18 protein-coding genes are annotated in these 19,098 nt (G+C 53.1%); 9 read left to right on the top strand and 9 right to left on the bottom strand.

The features are described from left to right. Nucleotides 1–90: 90 nt before the first annotated feature. Together VFA09_27105 and VFA09_27100 are read right to left on the bottom strand one after the other, a co-directional pair. Nucleotides 91–1,935 carry a glutamate mutase L gene (locus VFA09_27105; GenBank protein ID HZU70975.1) on the bottom strand — a complete coding sequence of 615 codons (1,845 nt, stop codon included), beginning with the start codon at nucleotides 1,933–1,935 and terminating at the stop codon, nucleotides 91–93. A 207-nt stretch (nucleotides 1,936–2,142) separates the two neighbouring features. Next, the gene (locus VFA09_27100; protein HZU70974.1) at nucleotides 2,143–3,663 is read right to left on the bottom strand and encodes a hypothetical protein; all 1,521 of its coding nucleotides are present in this window, start codon (nucleotides 3,661–3,663) and stop codon (nucleotides 2,143–2,145) included. 255 nt (nucleotides 3,664–3,918) lie between these two features. Between VFA09_27100 and VFA09_27095 the strand changes: the two genes are divergently transcribed. The 3 genes from VFA09_27095 to VFA09_27085 all read left to right on the top strand — a co-directional run bounded on the left by VFA09_27095 (nucleotide 3,919) and on the right by VFA09_27085 (nucleotide 6,264). Further along, nucleotides 3,919–4,374 carry a RusA family crossover junction endodeoxyribonuclease gene (locus VFA09_27095; GenBank protein ID HZU70973.1) on the top strand — a complete coding sequence of 152 codons (456 nt, stop codon included), beginning with the start codon at nucleotides 3,919–3,921 and terminating at the stop codon, nucleotides 4,372–4,374. Nucleotides 4,375–4,562: 188 nt separating this feature from the next. Then, nucleotides 4,563–5,504 carry a DUF92 domain-containing protein gene (locus VFA09_27090; GenBank protein HZU70972.1) on the top strand — a complete coding sequence of 314 codons (942 nt, stop codon included), beginning with the start codon at nucleotides 4,563–4,565 and terminating at the stop codon, nucleotides 5,502–5,504. 226 nt (nucleotides 5,505–5,730) lie between these two features. After that, complete coding sequence (locus VFA09_27085; GenBank protein HZU70971.1) at nucleotides 5,731–6,264, top strand: hypothetical protein; 534 nt, start codon at nucleotides 5,731–5,733, stop codon at nucleotides 6,262–6,264. 2 nt (nucleotides 6,265–6,266) lie between these two features. Here the strand turns inward: VFA09_27085 and VFA09_27080 are convergent, their stop codons facing one another. The 3 genes from VFA09_27080 to VFA09_27070 form a co-directional block, all read right to left on the bottom strand. Then, complete coding sequence (locus VFA09_27080; protein ID HZU70970.1) at nucleotides 6,267–6,680, bottom strand: DUF4870 domain-containing protein; 414 nt, start codon at nucleotides 6,678–6,680, stop codon at nucleotides 6,267–6,269. 503 nt (nucleotides 6,681–7,183) lie between these two features. After that, on the bottom strand, nucleotides 7,184–8,041 hold the full coding sequence (locus tag VFA09_27075; GenBank protein ID HZU70969.1) for an IS3 family transposase: 858 nt from the start codon (nucleotides 8,039–8,041) through the stop codon (nucleotides 7,184–7,186). After that, nucleotides 8,038–8,334 (bottom strand): transposase, encoded by a 297-nt coding sequence (locus VFA09_27070; protein HZU70968.1) that lies wholly within the window; start codon nucleotides 8,332–8,334, stop codon nucleotides 8,038–8,040. The genes VFA09_27075 and VFA09_27070 overlap by 4 nt, the downstream gene beginning before the upstream one ends. 838 nt (nucleotides 8,335–9,172) lie before the next feature. Here VFA09_27070 and VFA09_27065 point away from each other — a divergent pair. The 4 genes from VFA09_27065 to VFA09_27050 all read left to right on the top strand — a co-directional run bounded on the left by VFA09_27065 (nucleotide 9,173) and on the right by VFA09_27050 (nucleotide 12,242). Continuing rightward, nucleotides 9,173–9,532, top strand: a complete 360-nt coding sequence (locus tag VFA09_27065; GenBank protein ID HZU70967.1) for a hypothetical protein — start codon at nucleotides 9,173–9,175, stop codon at nucleotides 9,530–9,532. A gap of 117 nt (nucleotides 9,533–9,649) precedes the next feature. After that, complete coding sequence (locus tag VFA09_27060; protein ID HZU70966.1) at nucleotides 9,650–10,015, top strand: PTS sucrose transporter subunit IIBC; 366 nt, start codon at nucleotides 9,650–9,652, stop codon at nucleotides 10,013–10,015. Between the two features lie 24 nt (nucleotides 10,016–10,039). Then, nucleotides 10,040–11,146, top strand: a complete 1,107-nt coding sequence (holA, locus tag VFA09_27055) for a DNA polymerase III subunit delta (GenBank protein HZU70965.1) — start codon at nucleotides 10,040–10,042, stop codon at nucleotides 11,144–11,146. Next, nucleotides 11,139–12,242: an SAM-dependent methyltransferase gene (locus tag VFA09_27050; GenBank protein ID HZU70964.1), complete on the top strand. Its 1,104-nt coding sequence runs from the start codon at nucleotides 11,139–11,141 to the stop codon at nucleotides 12,240–12,242. The genes holA and VFA09_27050 overlap by 8 nt, the downstream gene beginning before the upstream one ends. Here VFA09_27050 and VFA09_27045 read toward each other — a convergent pair. Continuing rightward, nucleotides 12,239–12,859, bottom strand: coding sequence for a hypothetical protein (locus VFA09_27045; protein HZU70963.1), 621 nt, complete (start codon nucleotides 12,857–12,859; stop codon nucleotides 12,239–12,241). The two genes, VFA09_27050 and VFA09_27045, sit on opposite strands and share 4 nt — an antisense overlap. 291 nt (nucleotides 12,860–13,150) lie before the next feature. Here VFA09_27045 and VFA09_27040 point away from each other — a divergent pair, with 291 nt between their 5' ends. Together VFA09_27040 and VFA09_27035 are read left to right on the top strand one after the other, a co-directional pair. Further along, nucleotides 13,151–13,930, top strand: coding sequence for a Uma2 family endonuclease (locus tag VFA09_27040; protein HZU70962.1), 780 nt, complete (start codon nucleotides 13,151–13,153; stop codon nucleotides 13,928–13,930). Between the two features lie 51 nt (nucleotides 13,931–13,981). Further along, a complete protein-coding gene (locus tag VFA09_27035; GenBank protein ID HZU70961.1) occupies nucleotides 13,982–14,119 on the top strand; it encodes a hypothetical protein in 138 nt (45 codons plus the stop codon). A 258-nt stretch (nucleotides 14,120–14,377) separates the two neighbouring features. On the opposite strand, the gene VFA09_27030 is transcribed toward VFA09_27035, so the two are convergent. From VFA09_27030 to VFA09_27020, 3 genes are read right to left on the bottom strand one after another with little or no spacing between them, the layout of a single operon-like run. Beyond that, entirely contained in the window at nucleotides 14,378–16,966 is a 2,589-nt protein-coding gene (locus VFA09_27030) for a TIGR03986 family CRISPR-associated RAMP protein (GenBank protein HZU70960.1), read from the bottom strand. Then, nucleotides 16,963–17,568 carry a CRISPR-associated protein Csx19 gene (csx19, locus tag VFA09_27025; protein ID HZU70959.1) on the bottom strand — a complete coding sequence of 202 codons (606 nt, stop codon included), beginning with the start codon at nucleotides 17,566–17,568 and terminating at the stop codon, nucleotides 16,963–16,965. The genes VFA09_27030 and csx19 overlap by 4 nt, the downstream gene beginning before the upstream one ends. After that, nucleotides 17,565–19,097 (bottom strand): RAMP superfamily CRISPR-associated protein, encoded by a 1,533-nt coding sequence (locus VFA09_27020; GenBank protein ID HZU70958.1) that lies wholly within the window; start codon nucleotides 19,095–19,097, stop codon nucleotides 17,565–17,567. The genes csx19 and VFA09_27020 overlap by 4 nt, the downstream gene beginning before the upstream one ends. Nucleotide 19,098: the final 1 nt, after the last annotated feature.

Here is a 19,098-nt window from a genome sequence, read left to right as displayed (position 1 = left end):
ACAGTTATCCACATATTTCAATAGAGCATGTGGATAACTGTTCACGCGTGTGGATAACGAGCAATACATGTAATGCAAGATGATTGATTGTCAGGCGCCGATTACTTGCATCCATTGTAACAAACGTGCCTGCCGCTCGGCCTCGTTATTTGGGAGTACCAGGGGCCTGCCGCGCGCGTCGATGACCAGTCCTACCAGGCCTCCGTCGATTTCTTCTGCCGCGCGCGCCCTTTCGCCTGGTCCTAAGCCGACATCAACGGTTGGCGCCGGATAGAGCGTCAACAATGCCTGCTCGTTTATGCGTAGTGGGATAATTTCAAGGGAGCCGCTTTTGACATCGACCGTCACCTGCCGCCCGTTGCTGTATTCTACACCAACGCGGATGGCGTTCTGGCCGGGTGGTAATGTGCCATAGGGTACAACGCACGTGCCCAGGCGGTGCGCGACGGCGTCGTTCTCATTCACCTGCACGGCGGCGATGGGCGCTACGGTGGCTACGGCGCCCAGCTGCGTAATCAACATGGTACTATCGAGAATTATCGATGTGACGCCGCGCGGTTGCAGGGCATCGAGCAGCATGAGCATGGCCTGGCCGAATTTAGGAGCATGGGCCAGGACGCCTCCGGTGGCTAAAATCAGGTCGGCCTCGAATTGCCCAAGATGGGCGTTACCTGCCGCTTCGAGGACGAGTATCATTGCTTCACGCGCGAACGCCTGCGCGATGTGCAGTTCGCGTTGATTTGCCGGTAACACCTGCGGGTGCTGCATGCAGTTGCGCGCATAGTGCTGCAATTCTTCGTTGCTGATGGAAAAAGGAAGCCAGCGGGCAATGCGTTGTGGGCCTGCTTTTTGTAGGATGGCTCCTATGCCTGGGCCGATTCCTATTCCGGTATCTACGATGGGGATAAACTCGCCGCGTTCGCTGGCCATCATGACGGTCGTATTTGTGCCACCGACATCGACGGCAGTAACATTCATAGCGTAGTGCTGGGCAAGAAATCGCACAAGGCTGCTCAGCGAACTGGCCGTAGCAACGGGTGTGGTGGCGGACCATGAGCGCATACGTTCGTATCCGGGAATGCTCTGTATGATATCACGCTCGTAGAGAGCCATCGCGGTCATGCTTACGGGTCCAAGCTGGGCCTGAGAGGTGAGTGTGTCGATGCGGGTAACTTCGGCGAACCCTTTGAGCATCGTGCGCACTGCTTCGACATATTGGGGAGCGCCCGCATAGAGGACCGGCAAGCGGCGCGAGGTATTGGCGGGGGAGTATGCTTCGAGCGCGCCGGATTGTACTGCGTTTATGATCAACTGGCATGCCTCTTGTAGAGGTGCCGCGCCTGCGGGTCCTTCGGCATTGCCTACAATCAGGACGGCATCGGGCTGCAGTTCTTGCATGCGTTGCAACTGGTTCTTCCACTCGGCAGCCAGCCGTTCGGGCGTCCAGGACGCCGGTGGATTCGCATTCGAACTCGAGGCGGCCTGAAATGCAGGAGAGGGTACGGCATAGGTTTCCGCGTAGAGTCCAGAAACGGCCTGGGTTGCAAGTTCATTGAGGGCCGAGCTTACGCCTCCGAGGACAACCAGCCGCATCGTTCCTCCAACGCTGACGGTCGCGACAAACACGTCTACCCCATTTCCATCCGGCCGTTCGGGAGAGATCATTTGTCCATCGGCTATCAATTGACGCCCTGTGATATGCTCGATGCGCTGAATTGCCTGGATAATACCCCGCGTAATATCTTCGTCGGGGTTCGAGAGGCTTGTAGGCGCTTCACCTCGTGCCATCAGACGATACTGATTTTCGACCAGACCCAGCAGCGAAACTTTTGTGAAGACGCTGCCACAATCAACAACCAGAATCGAATTGGCCGATGCTGGATTGCGATTCATAGTCTGCCCTGGCCCCTCCTCCAGTTTAGTCTCTGTATACATCTCCTTTGTCCTTTGTCCTCGAATCGGCTGTGAAAGAATGTATGTCTATGCCCCCCTCAGGAACAATACTGATTACATTTTCCTCATGCATTTACACTTGACCCTTGCGGATCTGCCTGCTCCAAGAGGACAGGCACAAGGCGCTGTCCCTACAGGGTGGCCCTGGAGCCAGCCGGCCCCGTTCCTGAACCTGTTAGGGATTGAAACCTAATGACTGAACCAGCTTCGGATGGTTTCGATGAAACCTCGTCGCGCCGGTTTGCCCCCTGAGGGATTTGCGCCGGGCCTCTGTCCATTGTTGATCTGAGACGGTGATGCTGCTCCGCTATAGGGTGGCAACTGCTGTCCCGGCGTGCCAGGCGCGTATGCCTGGGGTCCCCCTGGTAGATATCCCTGACCGGGCAGTCCTGGCTGCATAGTGGGTATGGCGTTGTTGGCCTGCGGCAAGGCGCCGGATGGATTGGGCGATTGCGCAGGCATCTGCCTCATCTGCGTGGGTGCCGGCTGCTGCTGGAACGACTCACCTTGAAATCCCTGCTGGTATCCAGGAGTGGAGCCTGGCTGCGAGGGGAAATAGGGTGCGGATGAGGCAACGCCTAACATTGAAGAAAAGACATTGGCCGCGACCTCGCTCTGCTCATACTGTCCAACTTCTCCACGGGGGCGGCCTGGCACGGGCACGTGCTCGACACGTGGAGGATTGCCAGACGGGGTAGACCGCGCCGTACCCATCGATTCTTGTCGTCCCTGACCCTCTTCAGCTGCGCGGAGCCAGCCCGGCAGCGAGTTCATATCGATCAGGGATGCTCCTGTCAGATTTCCCCCGTTACTATTACCATTTGGGGCCTGCCCAGGTTGCCCCGGTCGTATGTTCTGAGCCTGCATGTACCCCTGTTGCGGGTATCCCTGCCCCTGCTCGCTTTCGCGCAGCCAGCCCGGCAGGGAATTCGTATCGATCAGCGAAGATGCGCCGATCCCTGATTGCGGACCTGGTTGGCCGGGCGCAGGGCTGGGGACCTGGTTATGAAAAGCGGCTTGCGAGCCTGGTGGATTGGCCTGTGTGGGTGAACTCGTCTGCCCTGCTAACCATGAAGGCAATGCCTGCTGGTCGATCAGCTCGCGTGCAGAGAAGCCCTGTGGGGCCGGAGCGGGATTGGCCATACCTGCTGCCTGATTATTCTGGCCTGCGAATGGTGGGTTATTGCCTGGGGCGGGAGGTTGGGCCGCTGATGATTGTTGCGACTGCGGCAAATTGCGTATCCAATCGGGTAAAGCGTCTGGTTGAACCAGGCTGGAGGCTTCGATGTTCTTCGGCGCGGGCGAGCTCGCTCCCGGCTGCTTCTCCTGTAACCATGATGGCAAGGATTGCTCATCGATCAGAGAACTGGCAGCGAAACCTGCTGGGGGCAAAAAATCGCTATCGGTATTAGGGGCCGGCATCGAAGACGGGCGCCAGGCCGGTATCTTTGCTGAATTACCCGCCTCTGATAGGTCCAATTTTTCCGACCTCATCCAGCTCGGGAGCGCTCCCTCCTCAGAAAATTCGGGCGACATGTATCCTGCTTGCCCATCCGCTGATGCTTTCGATCCGGAGGGTCGCTCGCTGGTACGTAGCGATTCCAGCCAGGCCGGTAGTTCCGACTGCTCATTCGACAAGGGCAAACCACAGACCGGGCAATAGATGGCGCCTGCCTGGACTGACTTTCCACAGCGTTTACATGTAATCACTTTTACTCCTCACTTTCGCCAGACCCCGGCATAATGGCTGACTGTTTCACCTGGGCGCGTACAAACTGGAAACGCTTGCTACGAACGCAGTGTATCATGCTTTTTTGGGCTTGACAACGATAACTACCCATAAGGGGCATCCCCCATAAGCTATATGATAAGACATATTGATATGATACAATACACGCGTTACTACTCTCCCAAAAGTACTACAGAACCTATCTGGACTACCTACTCATCGATCAGGAGGTTTTTATGTCACAGCGGCTTGAGGATTGGGGAGGAGCCGTACAAGGACAGTTGTTGCAGCTTACCTTACCCCTGCCTCCCAGCATTAATGAACAATATGCTACTGTGAATGGGCATCGCGTGAGTTCGCAGATTGCTCGTCGTTATAAACAGCAAGTGCAGGAGACCCTGCGTTCGCTCAAGCGACGGGGCATTCTGCACGATGAATTGTGTCATCACTTTCGCCAGGGCTATCTAGCTCTCTTCCTCGACTTCTACTTCACCACACCCCTCAAAAGAGACCTCGATGGAGGCCTGAAGATCACATTAGACTCGCTTTGCGAAGGGTTAAGCTTGAACGACAACCGCGTGGTAGACATTCACCTGACGAAGCACATTGATCCTTTACATCCCCACCTCTACGTTGAGTTGGAGCCGCTGCCCGATTGGCAGTTCGATAAAGAGTATGTACTCCTGACATAGAACGTTTACCCCGGATTCTTCGCTGCGCTCAGAATGACATGCCCCGGACGCACCCGGGTGCGTCCGGGGCATGTCATTCTGAGCGCAGCGAAGAATCCTTGCTTCTATGCAAAGCCTTCATTACAATAGAACTGGCAATATCATGTTTCTGTAACAAATTGCCCATATTTTCTCAGAGGTAGTTATAGATGCCCGGAATAGTTCGTAGAACGTCATCGCGTACCATACCTGCGCAAGTTGCTGAAGTACATTCGTCCATTCACCTTTGCTCGCATATGATTCCGCCTCGTGGTTCTCAACGCAGCACATCTAGGAAAGGACGGAGACTCCTGCTGGGCCTGGTTTTCAGCAGTACCATTGCTCTGCTGGCACGCCGCCGTCGTTCGCTTTCGCGTAGCGGCGTCGCCGGGACGGTTGCGGTCGGCACAACGATTTTCGCTATGGGAGGCTGGTCATGGGGTCTCTCGCTCATTTATTTTTTCGTCTCTTCGACGCTGTTCTCTCATTATCGCGAGCGCGAGAAAGCCAGTGCCGCCGCGGACAAGTTCAGCAAAGGCTCGGAGCGCGATATCGGGCAGGTGGCGGCAAATGGTGGTCTCGCGACTCTGCTGTCGCTCGCCTATGGCCTGTCCGGCTCATCAACACGCGCAAAGTTATTGCGGGCCGGTTTTACGGGGGCGCTGGCCACTGCTACTGCCGATACCTGGGCGACGGAGCTGGGCGTACTCAGCAGGCAAGACCCGCGTTTGATCACCTCGGGGAAGCGCGTTTCACCTGGAACGTCAGGTGGTATTACACCCCTGGGGACGGCGGCCTCGGCGCTGGGGGCTTTTTCGCTGGGCATCGTTTTCTGGGGTTTGCAGCGATTTCCCCGCTCGCTCGCATCACTGCCATTTGTTGCGCTGCTGAGCGGGCTGGCGGGAAGTTTTTTCGACAGCCTGCTGGGGGCAACCGCGCAGGCCATGTACTATTGCCCGGCATGCGGCAAAGAGACTGAACGGCGCATCCATAGCTGTGGGGCGAGGACTACACCATTACGCGGCGTGCCATGGATAGATAATGATGTGGTGAATTTTGTGGCGACGCTCTTTGGCGCGCTCGCCGCCATTTTTGTATCTCGTCTGCGGTGACTCCTCAAAAGTCAGGCAGAGATTCTTCCCTGTTCGCTCAGCTCAGGGCTTCGGCATTTGCGCTCAGGCCTGTCATTCTGAGCGAGGCGAAGAATCCCCCGCGTGATTGTCTGTTCCTCTCATCCTGGGGACTGATGGGGAATCACCAGGAATGTATCCCTTATGGACACGTCGCGCATCTCTATTACAGTTCAATCAAAGCAATATCTAAATAAGGGTGAATATCATGAACATATTACGAAACATTGTCTCACCTTTCTGGCATCCCGGACGCGCGGCTCTCGCGGGCATAGTAGCTCTGGGCGTCTATACGGCGGAAATGGAGGTTGATATGGCCGTTACCGGCAATCACTTCAGCGATGTGCGTTTCATCGAAGGATTGTTGCCGGGAAAGTCCGATCAATTGGCGGTGGGCGCGAGGATGGAGTTAGACAACAGGGCCGATCAATCGGCGCTGGGCGCGATCAATCGGCCCCTACTGGCGTGGGGGATACATTTGGTTAATGGAGTGATGCTTGCGGAGTTGTATGCTGCGGTTTTCAAGCGATTTTTGCCGGGTCCAGATTGGCTGAGAGGCGTGATCTTCGGCGAGGCGTTCATTGTTTCTGTGTGGTGGTTGACGCCCCTGGCGGATAAGTATCACCCTTTCATCAAGCGCGGTGTGTTGCCGCCGCTTGCCAACTGGACCTCGTTTTTGCAGAATGTTGTGCGTCATTTCTTCTTTGGCCTGACGCTGGGATTGCTGTACCGCGAGAAATGAGATCAGAATCCGCTGCCGAGGTAGCGGCCTATGACCGGCAGGCGGTAATTGGGCCGGAACCAGACCATAATAATCAGGTACACCGCCAGGATGATCATGACCCACATGATGATCGAGGCCAGCAGGCCGAGGCCAAAAACTAGAACGCCACCAAGTATGGGGATCAGCCCAAACACATGTTGCAGCAGATGTACCACAAAGTAGAGTACTGAGAGTACACCGAAAACAATTGCCGATTGCCCGGCCTGTACCCGCACATTGCGATTTTTCTCAATAAAGTAGATGATCAATCCTGGAAGCCAGCCCAATGGCAAGAATAAGCTGATGATCAGGCTGACCGCGTAAATCAAGATACTTTCCAGACGCTCATCAAGGCCTAGCGTCGTCCCTCTGCTTATTGTTCTGCTTCTTGACATTCTTTCCCTATTCATCATTGTCTTCCTCGTTCTTTCTTCGACGTTCGAGCTTCTTCAATGGCCCATCTCCAAGCTGCTTCAAAATGGAAGCCGCGCGTCTCAAATTTGTTTCTATGCAATATACGTAGATTCCTTCCGCTTGTTGCATGGTATACTAGTGAGGTGAATGGGAGAGCTTTACTATACTTCCCGCTATAGATGTAGAAAATTAACAAGATTCACAAGAACTCAACAATTGAGCTATTCATACTCATTTTTATCGCGTGTTTGATCAAAATCGAAGTTTATTCTATTTACGATTTTATCCTTTTAAATACTATTGACTTTTGGATCAGATTATGGCATAATTCGTTCAGTTGATCATTTAGACTCGAAGTGAGAAGTAGAAGCATTTCATGTAGGATTTAGTTATTTGGAATATATACTGATCCTCTTCTATCTATTGTAATCCTCATATATAAATTGATCTTGACCCGAAAAAGTGGCGGCCCCAAACCTGGGGATTAACACCTGACTCGTTCATAGGCAAGCGGACTCAGATACTCAAGAGTCGAATGTCTCCGCTTGCGATTGTAAAAGGTTTCGATGTACTCAAAGATGCACCCCCTGGCCTGGGCTCGTGTCTGAAAGGACTCCTCTTCAATGCACTTCCCTTTGCAACTATGGAAGAAACTTTCCATCGCGGCATTATCGTAGCAATTGGCCGTGTGGCTCATGCTGATAACCATCCCTTGCTCTCGCAGGAGGGCTTGATAGCTCTCGCTGGTGTAGGTACTGCCCCGATCACTGTGGTGCAATAAGCCGCTTGCTGGACGACGACGAGTAATAGCCATTTGCAAGGCCTGCATGACCAGGCTGGCATCTTGAGTGGCGGCCATGGACCATCCTACCACCATGCGTGAAAACAAATCAAGCACCACCGCCAGATAGAGCCAGCCTTCTGTTGTCCAGATGTAGGTCGTATCGGCGACCCACTTGGTGTCCGGCTTCTCCGCATGGAAGTCGCGGGCCAGCAGATTGGGAGCCATTTGTGCCTGGGGATCGCTCTGCGTGGTGATGGTACGATGAACCGCTTTGCGCGCACGCAGTCCCTGTTCACGCATCAGACGAGCCACGCGCTTGCGCCCACACGTGATCCCCTCTGCTTGCAATTCCGCATGCACTCGTGGACTACCATAGACCCCTCGGTTAGCCTGAAAAGCGGTCTTGACGTGCTCGGCCAGGTGGACATCTTCTCGGCTGTGCTGACTGGGTGAGCGCTTGCACCAGGCATAGTACCCGCTCACCGACACCTCCAGCACTCGGCACATGAGCGTAATGGCATACTCGTGCCGATGGGTGACAATGAACTGATAGCTCATTGCGGGCCGCGCGAGAAGATGCCCAGCGCTTTTTTTAGGATATCGCGCTCCTGCTTGACGACTTCCAGTTCGCGCTTGAGACGACGGACTTCTTCTTCCTGGGCGGTTTGATGTCCGCTGCCTGGGAAGGCTTGCTCGCCATGTGCCCCCAGTTCCTTGCGCCATTGATGGATCGAAGTATCCGAGATGCCCAACTCGCGGGCCACGTGCGCGATTGGCTTGCCGCTCGTCTGCGCCAATCGCACCGCTTTGCGCTTAAACTCAACCGAATACGTCTTCTGAACTTTTCCCATGATCCTTTTCCTCCTTTGCGAGTAGTATACTCGAAGCTTTCACTCCTCCACAAATTCGGGGTAGGATCAGTTTTTTTCACCTTGACTCCTTGTTTGAGCTCTTGGCCGCTTGAGGCGGCCTTCCAAAAGGGCAAAGATAGAGCATCAAAGTTTTGTGAAAAATTTTCTGCGTTATGCTATAATAGAAGTATTGCACGCTAGGTGATTTCATTTGATCAATACAGAAATGACCAATGCTTCCGCCTTAGGATGAGCAACTAGGAGTCATTTCAGTAGAAAGGAGCATCCCTGGCTGACGAATATTGCAGCTCCCCTCAAATGGATTGTGCGCATCGTTGCCTGCATTTTCTTGTATATTGGTGGCTCTCAAGCCTTCCAACTCCTGCAGGGTTGGAATTGGGATCTCAATGGCGCTTACATCTCGTTAATTCAGTGGCCGCTTACACCACTTACTATTGGGCTTCTGCTTTTCTGCTTCAGCTTTCGGAATTCAAAGGTCATGTATTGGTCCCTCCTTATATCAATCTGGCTTATCAGCATATCTGCCTGGTACCGGCAAAGCACCGGGTTTGATATCACGTTGACAGGTTATTTTACGACACCTCTGACCTGGCCTTCCTGGATACTCCTACCCATTGTCAGTTCCTTACTCTTACTAGTCCTATACATGCCATTTATGCATACGCTTGTGAAGATAATGAACCCTCATGTATCGAAAAAAGGAAAAATAAAAGATGTACGGTTTGAGGAGTATATACAAACAATACGGGAACAAAGTATTCGACAAGATCCGTGTTGTTATTTTTAGTTAGGTGTTAAGTGATACCGGGAGAAAGTTATGGAAGAGCCATTAGGAATATTGATATTATCAGGTTTGATTATCCTATTTCTTGTACGTCTCATCTCTGGATACTACAAATACAGGCGTGTGGAGAAGTATGGAATCCTCATCCTGGCACGAGTAACCGATATTAAGAGGGAATCACGGCTTGTCACGCAAACAGGTGGTGTAGCAAGTACCTTCTCCAGGTGGAAATATGAAAACTACCTTTACGCACAAGGGCAAGACCTACAAACGCAACGTACATATACATTTAGAGTCAAGGTGCCTGATTTTTTCGCTTTCAAAGTAGGTGAAGAGATTTTCTTTAAGATGAATCCAGAAAACCCAAATGAATATCGTATCTCTTCCCAATGAGATAGCAGACCTTACCCGCCAGTCTTGTTGACCCTCGGCTTGTCACAATCTTTCCACTACCGTATAATCACTATAGAGCTTGAAATAACAAATCCATTTCTTTCAGGAGGAAATAGTATGGGTGGTCCCGCTCTGCAAATTATTGACCCACAAGGTATTTTTTGGGGAGATCTCTTTGGTTTTATTCTCGCTTTACCGGTCGCGCTCTTCCTGGCATTCTGGATGAGCAGCGTTAAAAATCGTCTCGCGGTTGTTGTAGGCGCATTTATCGGCGCGTTCCTGGCGTTTGTCGTCATTCTGGGGTGGGTTGGCACGCTGATCTATAGTACTACTTTGCCTGGAGCCTCACCCGGCTCGACGTTCTTCGGTTCATTGTTCTTGTGTTCGGTAGGCGGCTTGTCCGGGGGAATTATTTCGGATCTGATCGTGGCGCGTATGAGCAAGCGCGATTATCTCAGATCGCCTTCTACTGCCCACGAATAACGTATAGACTTCATATTCTCAACCATGTTCTATCTCTTACACGGCAATGACGAGTTCACCTGCCGCGAACAACTGAAGAAGCTGCGCCAGCAGGGGAATTTCGAATATAACCAGAATACTTATGTTGGCGGTGAGGTCGATCTGAAGACCATCACCGCTACTTGTAGTACCCTGCCCTTTCTCACCGACCAGCGCCTGGTGGTTGTAATGGGTCTGCCTAAAAAACGACGCGGCGAAGACGCGGCCCCATCTGCTGAGAGCGAGGCCGCAATGCCGGCAGCTGAAGCATCCGTAGGGGCCGATTCATCGCGCCCAGCGCCGATTGATCGGCCAGTACCCGAGAAAGGCGGCAAATCCAAAAAAGGCAAGAAAAGTGCGAAAAGCAGCATGGAATCGCGGGCAGGTTTTGAGAAGGGCCTGGCCGAATATATTCCTCAGATGCCCGATAGCACTGTGTTGATCGTTGTGGTCGATGAGGAGCTTAGCGCCAGCAACGCGTTACTTAAAGTGGCGCAGGAACATGGCAAGGTATTGCAGTATACGCTCCCTAAAGGCACTGCCGTGAAAACCTGGATTGAGAATCGCGCCAAAAGCATCGGTGTGAAGATTACACCAGAGGCTGCTTCCATGCTGGCGGATTATACCGGCAACCAGCTGCGCATGCTGGCAAACGAGCTAGACAAGCTGGCGACCTACGTTGGTAGCAAGGGCATTATCGATGTTGAGGATGTGCGTAAGCTCTCGCCACAGGTGCAGGAGGCGCGCGTGTTTGATCTGACCGATGCCCTGGCGGAACGCAATCGCAAGAAGGCCCTCGACCTGCTGCACAACCTGCTGGCCGACGGAGAGCCACCGCTGCGCCTGATCAGCACTATCACTTCTCAGGTACGGAGCTTGCTGCTGGTGAAAGAACTGGTGGGTGAGGGGCTGCGTGTCTCACAGATCGTCGCAGCTACGGGCATGGCACCATTCGTGGCCGAGAAAGCCGCGCGCCAGATCGGGAAGTTCAGCACGCAGCAACTGGAAGCGGTCTATCGCCAGTTGCTGGCGACGGATGCCGCTCTGAAACGCAGCCGCATGACGCCGGATATGGCGCTGGATTTGCTGGTGGTGAATTTTGGCAATGGGTAGTCAAACTCGCAATCCCCTCAAGCAATTGATCGTCGAGCGTATTCGACGCGAAGGGCCGATTCCTTTCTCCGAATATATGCGCATGGCCCTGTACGAGCCGGGCTACGGTTACTATGTCAGCGGTGCGGCAAAGATGGGCTGGGAGGGCGATTATTTCACCAGCACGGATGTCTCTACGTTCTTCGCCAATTGCATGGGTCGCCAGCTGTATGCCATGTGGGAGAAACTGAAAAAGCCAGTTCCATTTCTTGTAGTTGAAGAGGGAGCCGGGCGAGGGAAACTGGCGGATGGTGTGCGGGCCTGGGCGGAAAGAGAGGCTCCTGATTTCTCCAAAGTACTTGATTACCGGGTAGAGGATATTCGAGTGGGACAGGATGTGCTTAGTGAAGCGACAGATGCTGGTGAATCCTCGTCGCCTTCCGTCCTGCTCTCGAACGAGTTGATCGATGCTTTTCCCGTGCATGTTGTTGAGGTGCGCGATGGGCAGCTGTATGAGGTGTACGTGGATGAGCAAAATGGGCGCTTGTGCGAGGTTTTGAGCGAGCCGGAAACGCCAGAGGTCGCCGCGTACCTGGATACATATAAGATTCCCTGGCGGACGTATGGCGATGGATGGCGTGCGGAGATCAATCTGGATGCGCTGCGCTGGGTGGAGCGCGTGGCGCGACGAGTGCGTAAGGGCTTTATTCTGACCATCGACTACGGTGAGAAGGCTCCTGACCTCTATACGCGCCATAGATGGCATGGCACGCTGAACTGCTACTACCAGCATCAAATGACCGGGTGGCCGCTGGCGCGTCCGGGGGCGCAGGATATTACGGCGCATGTCAATTTCAGCGCGCTTATTCAGGAGGCGAGGCGACATGGCCTGCGTGTCAGCAAATTTACGACGCAGCGTGAATGGCTGGAGGGACTGGGTATTCGTGAGGAACTGGAGCGGCTCCGGCAGCAGGAATTCGCGGAGGCCGATACGGCGCGTGCCAGCGACCGGGGACAGGTGGCGCTGCTGAAATGGTATAACGTGCGGCAGGGCGTCCTACTTCTGACCGACCCCAACGGCATGGGAAATTTCAAGGTGTTGATCCTGCGCCGCTAGTATTTGCGCGGGTAGCTGTAGTTATCATACGAATTGCTGCCTGCCGGGGCCACGCCTGTATTAGGGAAGCCGCCTTGAGGAATGCCCGCGGGCGCCGAGGTGCTCGAACTCTGGCCGGTATTCTGTCCATTTAAAGGGGTCAGGTTCGTATTTGTAGAGCTGTTGCCGGTCAGGTTAAGGCTGGTTACGCTATTTTTGTTTATTTGTAACTGGCCGCAGGCAACGGTTGTTCCGCTAGCAGAGTTGCCCTGGTGGATATCGATGTAGAGGGTATGCGAGGTATCCAGGTTTGTGGTGGAGAGCAGGGTATCGAGGTTGCCGTTGCTGTCGGAACTGTATTTCCCCAGGTTGAACATAGGAGAGCCACCGCATTTGCCGGTATCTATCGTCACGAAATAGCTGAAATGTGATGCGAGGCCGCTGAGATTCAACTGTAGCGCGTCAGTTGTCCCATTGACATCTTTCGGAAGGTATTGTGCCAGCCCGGTAGTTGTCGAGTTGTTGATCGCATTGACCGCTGAACTTCCCACCTGGGCGAAGAGGCGCGGCGTGAAAAAATAAAGCACGCCCCCAACAATGATCGCTGTAAAGAGCAGGTTACGAATCAGCTTAAACATGTAGACTCTCCTCATACTGCCGGTCAGAGGTATCTCTGCCTGTTCTAGAGCTATTATAGACCGAAATAGTTCTACCTGTCTATGGGCTTTTGATTGTCCTATTATCATCAGGTTCATTCAGTAGAGGCCTTGCATTTACCAGGATTCTGCTTGTTGTTCCGCTAAGACTGTGATAAGATTGAAATAGCTTTTTCTGGCCTACCAGGGAGCCAGGGAAGCCACTACAGACGATAAAAGGTTGGGGGACGAAGAGACCTTGGTAGCGGCCTGCATTCAAGAAAGGAAGAACTCATGGCAAGGCAGATTGAAGACGAGGTAGAGTATTATTACGATTCCCACCCCACCGAGGAGGACGAGATGGGGGAAACCGCCGACCATGCCCTGCTGGTCAACTACCTGATGGCGGTCCTTACCTGGCTCTTTCACGGGCAACTGTGTGCCATCTATGAGAACCTGAATTTCTATCAAACCCCCAACAAAAATGAGCGCCCGATTGCGCCTGATATCGCCGTGATTCAGGGAGTCGTGTTCCGGCGCGTGAAAAGCTGGCGGGTTGGTGTCTACGGGCCAGCTCCTCAGGTGGTCTTTGTGATTGGTTCAGAGGAAACCTGGGCCAAAGACCTTGGGGAAAAGGTCTGGAAATATGCGCGCATGGGTGTAGAGGAATACTATGCCTACGACCCTAACGACCCGATGCTGTCATTGAGCCGGCGCGAGGGGCAGCGGTTGTTCGGCTGGCATCGTGATCCCGCGACCGGTCTGATGGAGCCACTTTCGCTCAATGACCAGGGACAGTTGTGGAGTCCGCGCCTGGACAGCTACCTGGTGCCTGATGAGCAGTACCTGCGCCTGCACAATAGCCGGGGAGAGCCGCGTCTGACTAGGGAGCAGGCCGAGGCACTCCGGGCCGATGTGGAAGCGGAGGCCCGAAGGATGGAGCACCTGCGGGCGCAAGCAGAACGCCAGCGGGCAGAGATGGAAGCCAGAAGAGCCGAAGCAGAGGCGCGCAAAGCACAGGCCTATGCGGAGCGGCTGCGTGCCCTGGGCATCGACCCCGATCAGTTGTTGTAATTGCAGCCCGTGAAAGCGGATTTAATATAAAAGTGAAAGCACGGCAGATAGATGAACCAGCGTGATCGCATTGAACCGGGGCCGGGCCAGGAATCGGTCTGGATTTATCCACGTCCACCTCGCATGGAAGACAGTAAGAAGCATATTCAGGTCATCTTCAACTTACATCCTCCTCCGCCCAACTCGTAGCTTCAACAGGACCTATTAGCAGGGATAGAATTCAGATGACCGCTACTCCTACCAATTGGCTTCCACTTCCAGGGTTTGGGCTACTAACGACTTGCCATTTGCAGCTGTTACTCAGCGGATAGGCTTCTACTCCTCCAACGCGCAATTGAAGGCGATAACGATGAGCGTGAGAGCAAACATAGCATGCAGGACTTGAAGAGTTTCGCATTTTTTCTCATGATTTCATCTCCTGTGTTCATCAATCAGATAGTAAGTATACTATTTCTTCGACCGCAGCTTCAATTCGACGACTAAGCGACCGTTGGGTTCCTGGTGGTGTCCTGTCACAACAACTGATATTCTGTCACCTAATGGACGATCTATCAGTGCCTTCGGGATAAACCCAATAATCTGTTTAGGGTTCCGATCCCAGAACCTGACTTCAACTCCCTGCTCGTTTTGAGGAAAATGAAGCATATTGGTCAGTTCCCGGCCGATAGGAAATTCTTCCATTATTTCCATCAATTTAGATGACACAGCTGGTTGAGATGCATCCTTCTCTGCCGGAACCTGTTGCGCGACCGGAGCATGGGTATCTTGTGGGCGTGATTTACCCTCAAAGTATTGATTGTCGAACAGCCTGGGATCGGGCAATACTGGGCGATCACGATATTCATTAGGCTGAATCTTCATGTAACGGGTATTTGGACGATTCTCGGCTTCCAGATATCTATCGCCTTCTTCCGCACGGTAGCCTGGCCATTCGAGCAACTTGAGCAGCATAGCGATACGTTGCATATCTGCCAGTCGTCCGCAAGGTGGGTCTGGATTCAGTTCATCCAACAGGTGTTTCTCGAAAGGCCGCGTTCGGCGCTCCAGTACTTCGCGATCAGCCAGGTCCTCGACTGTCGATGCCTCACCTGATTGCCAGTTGTGGCCGCTACTGGTAAAGAGTGTATTGTAGCGCGACGGACGATCAATGATATGCAAGTGGGCATGCAGTTCCACTGATCCCATCCCCAACGGTTTACCCATACCAAGATGGTGGCAATAACGCTTTCCCTGCTCTCCATTTGGATGAAGCGTCCAGCAGAGAGCGCCAAGTTCCTGCTCAGACAGATTCTCGAAGTAGACACGGAAGGAAAATTGAACTCCAGGCTTCAGCGGTTTCATGTGCGTATGCTGCTTATCATCTGGAGGAACTTTATCCGGTTCTTTGATAGCATCACGGATCTCTTCAAGTCTTAGTCTGTCTTCGGCATCCAGGCCTTGATGCCAGTAGAGCTTATGACCACGAATAGTAGTCTTGTCGCTCTCTGGTGGCTTGCTATCATAGTGACCGAGTCTTTTCTTCTCATCAGGATGTTGCTGCGTAAGGTAGTGCTGGAATGCGGTAGGTTTTGGTGTTGCTAATATTTTAGGTGTAATATCCTGGTTAAAGTTTCCCGCTAGCCAGATACTCTCTTGATCTGGTTGGAGTATAGCATTTGTGATGGTAACGCGGCCTGCGTAAGCGCGGCCTTTTTCGCCTTGCCTGGGTACAGGGACTCTCGATTCTTCAAACTGTTGCGGATTGCGTACAAACCCGAATAGAGCTTCGGCATAATCGATATCCCTGATGCTATGAAGAGACGGATCTACCAGTTTAAATGGTGAACGAGTGTAGGGCAAGCGGAACATTTGGGCTCGTCCAAAGAATATGAGATTACGTTTTTCGTCGCATAGGAAGAAGACTGGATCGCCATCAAGCAAGTATCCATCTTCCTTCGGCCCTGACGGCCTTCTATGGGCAGGGAAGGCTTTTTTCTGCCATTGTGTAAGCTGATCGTCATCATGAAAGCGGTCAACTAGCCGCTTGTTAGAGTTCTGTTCACCGGGATCGTTGGGTACATCGATTGTAGTAACTGGTAACCCAAGCTGCTTATTGGGAACAAAAAGGAATGCCAGATGCTTATAGTTCATGTGTCCTGTCAGGACCAACTTGCCAGCTTTTTTGCCTTGCGTCTGAGCCTGTGCAAGATTGTTGGCACGCCGGAAGCGTAGGTAAAGATCAGGATGGCGCATGTGCCTTCTATTATTGTGGTCTATTGTGAATTGTCCGGCGAAAAAGTAATCCTTCTCGGTCCTATCAATATCTGCCCATATTTCTTTATGTTGATATGACCAACTTGGCGTCTGATTGGGATTACGTTCATTACTTGGATTCAGATTCCTGCCATCGAGTTGGTACAAATCGCGTCGATTCGATCTCCCAAATAGTCGCAAGAGATCCTCTATCTCAACACGGGCAACTGTGCATTCCTCAATGAAGTAGGTTCCGTCTTTACGCATGTGGAAAAAGCCGCCCTCGACTCTAGCGTGATAAGCAGGCGCAGGTGGATGTCCGGTACTATGAACAGTATCAAGCTCTTCGACCATTCGATAGTTATAGTATGAGCCGATAGCTGAATCATCTACTGTACGAAAGAATAACTGCTTATCGCTGACCCACTGCATCTTGCTGTAGCTGGCGATTTCGAGTACAGAGCGCAGCATGCCGCGCAGGCTGCTGCCGGGAATTACCGGCGTATGTTCGTCGTGAGTATAGAAGAACTCAGGTTTGTCCTTTATCTCCTTCTCCTCCTGGCGGGGCAAATCTTTTGCCGCTATAGGCCCACGAATGTAGAGGGGCGAGCGGGTCGTCAGTGTCACATCGAAGTAGCCGCTGAGATGGTTTCGGTAGTACTTATTGTGATCTGGAAGTTCATTGGCACTATCGACGGCAGATATGATTTTCTCAGGCAGTGGCACAAAATTATAAGGCGCACTGGCGATTCGATCCCGTCTGGTGGGGTTCTGGTGTTCAGGCCAGGGTTGTAGAATACTCATGCGTTGCTCTCCTCAGGCTCTGGCAACAGGCCAACAAGTCGGCTAGCGTTTACTCGGACGAAACCATTTTTATCTTCTTTCAAGTAGTGGCGAACTATGAGTCGCAGGGGGCGTTCTTCCTCGTCAATTGGTCCTGAGAGGTCCAGTGGGACGGCGTGAAAGAGTCCCTGTGAACCCTCGCGCATCAGGGCAAAGCCTCGCTCCTTGGGTTGGGCATGTGTGCCGAACAAAACCTGCTTTTCTTCAAAAGCTCTGGTCCATTCGGCAGTCGCGTCCGGCTTATCCTCGATGATGAGCCGACCAGCCCATTCACCGGATTCGTCGCGCCAGACGAGCAACTCACCCGCACGTGAGAAGACGCGGGCTGTCAGGAGTGTCTCTGCTCGCAAAGGTGGCGAGTATTCTGGGACTAGGCCATGCGAGGTAATCAACTCTGTGCCATCAAGTCGGCCCCATATTACGCCATCGTCAGTGTGGGCGAGCAGGTATTTCAGCCCGTAAGTCTGCATTTGCTGGGATAGCCATTCTGCTGGGTTGCTTGCAAAGCCGTCCATCTTTACGGGTTCACATGTTGTTGTTGTGTCGATGATCTCGCGCTTCATGATTTGCTCCCACTCAGATATGTGTGTAAACTGGCAACGTATTTTTCTAGCTCCTGGGTATCACCTTTCACACTCAGGCCGTTGGTCTCGTTTGCAAGCAAGTTCCAGGTGCGTACCTCGCCGTTTCGATGCTCGATCTCGCAGTTCTTGCCCTGCAGCCGACCTCGGCCAACCGAGATTTCGCCGCCAAGGGGCAGATCTCCTGTCCAGAGGTCTTTCAAAAGCAAGAGGAGTAAACCGATCTCGTGTTCCTTTGGTTCCTCAAGTTGCAGGTCAACTGTGACGACCGATTGCGCGTCACCGAACAGGGGCTGTTCGTTGAACAGGGCGCCATCGCGTGTGCCGCCGGTGAAGCGGTCGATGCTCACACGATTCTGTACCAACATATTTTCGACATTCCTCACAATGTGTTCGCGAACAAGCATTCGACTGGCCTTCGGTTGGCTGGCTTTTGGCTCTTGAGCGGTTCCCATATTGGCTCCGAACATGTCTTCAATCAATCCACCCGCTGCTTCTTGCCCTTCTACGGTGTCTGGCGCAATCAACTGAGCGATCTTGAAGGCTCTGGCGCGCAAGGCGCCGGTAAGGCTGGTGCCTGAGAGGACCGGTTCGGATTTACGTACACCGCCTGCCGTTGGTCGTGCTGAATGCAGGTGCATAAAGTCGGGGCGCGCTATATTGGCGGCGTCTGTGGCACCTTCGATATCGGGACCGCTGCCAGAGCGAATGAGCAGCGAGCCATCCAGGTAGAATTCTGCCTTGAGGCGGAAAGCCTTACGCTGATCGGTTACCAACTCATCAATGCCAAGCGCGTGCATAATATCTGTACTGGCGGTGCCACTCAATTCTTTCGCACCATGCTCGATCCAGTCCAGCAATTGCCCAGTTTTTGTCAGGTCGTATTCTTTGACCCGCCAACCAGTTACGTTTACCCGGCCATAGCCACGCCGCTTGCGCGCACCGATAGTGATGCTGCCATCGGTGAAACCGGCGAGGGCTGTAGCCAGCGCCCGCTTAAGTTCGGATGCCTCATCGCTCTGGCGCACCACCAGCTCGAAACGCAAAGGAAACGTCGTGCCGACTTCCCACATTTCAATATTGAATAATGCATCATGTTCTGCTGTACGACTCTTACCGGCGAGACGCACACCATCGCGCAACTCGATGCCAGCATTTTTACCACGCGCATCCTCGACGATCAGTGGACTCTGCTCGCCAACATCATTGCCCTTGTTGCCACCGAAAAGGCGTACACTGGCCGACTTGTTAGCACTCGCGTATGTATCGACTTTCACGCGAAAGCCTTGTTCGCGTTCGTGCAAGTAGCCGCGTAAGGCCCCGACAATCGACGCACCGGTCAGTAGCGGCGTCTTTTCATCGAGTGAATCGGTCAACAGCGGCATGTCGATCAGGTCGTCACCGTCGCCATTGCCGAAGTGGGCAGGGGTCAGCAGAACAAGATCGCCCTCGACCACGATGCGCTGCACGATTTTGCGCGATACCTCGCCAGACCATGAAGGCTTAGGCATA

It is taken from the genome of Ktedonobacteraceae bacterium (assembly GCA_035653615.1).
Classification (GTDB): domain Bacteria; phylum Chloroflexota; class Ktedonobacteria; order Ktedonobacterales; family Ktedonobacteraceae; genus DASRBN01.
Note: the sequence above shows the minus strand (reverse complement) of the source record. Positions and strands in the feature narration are given on the sequence as shown.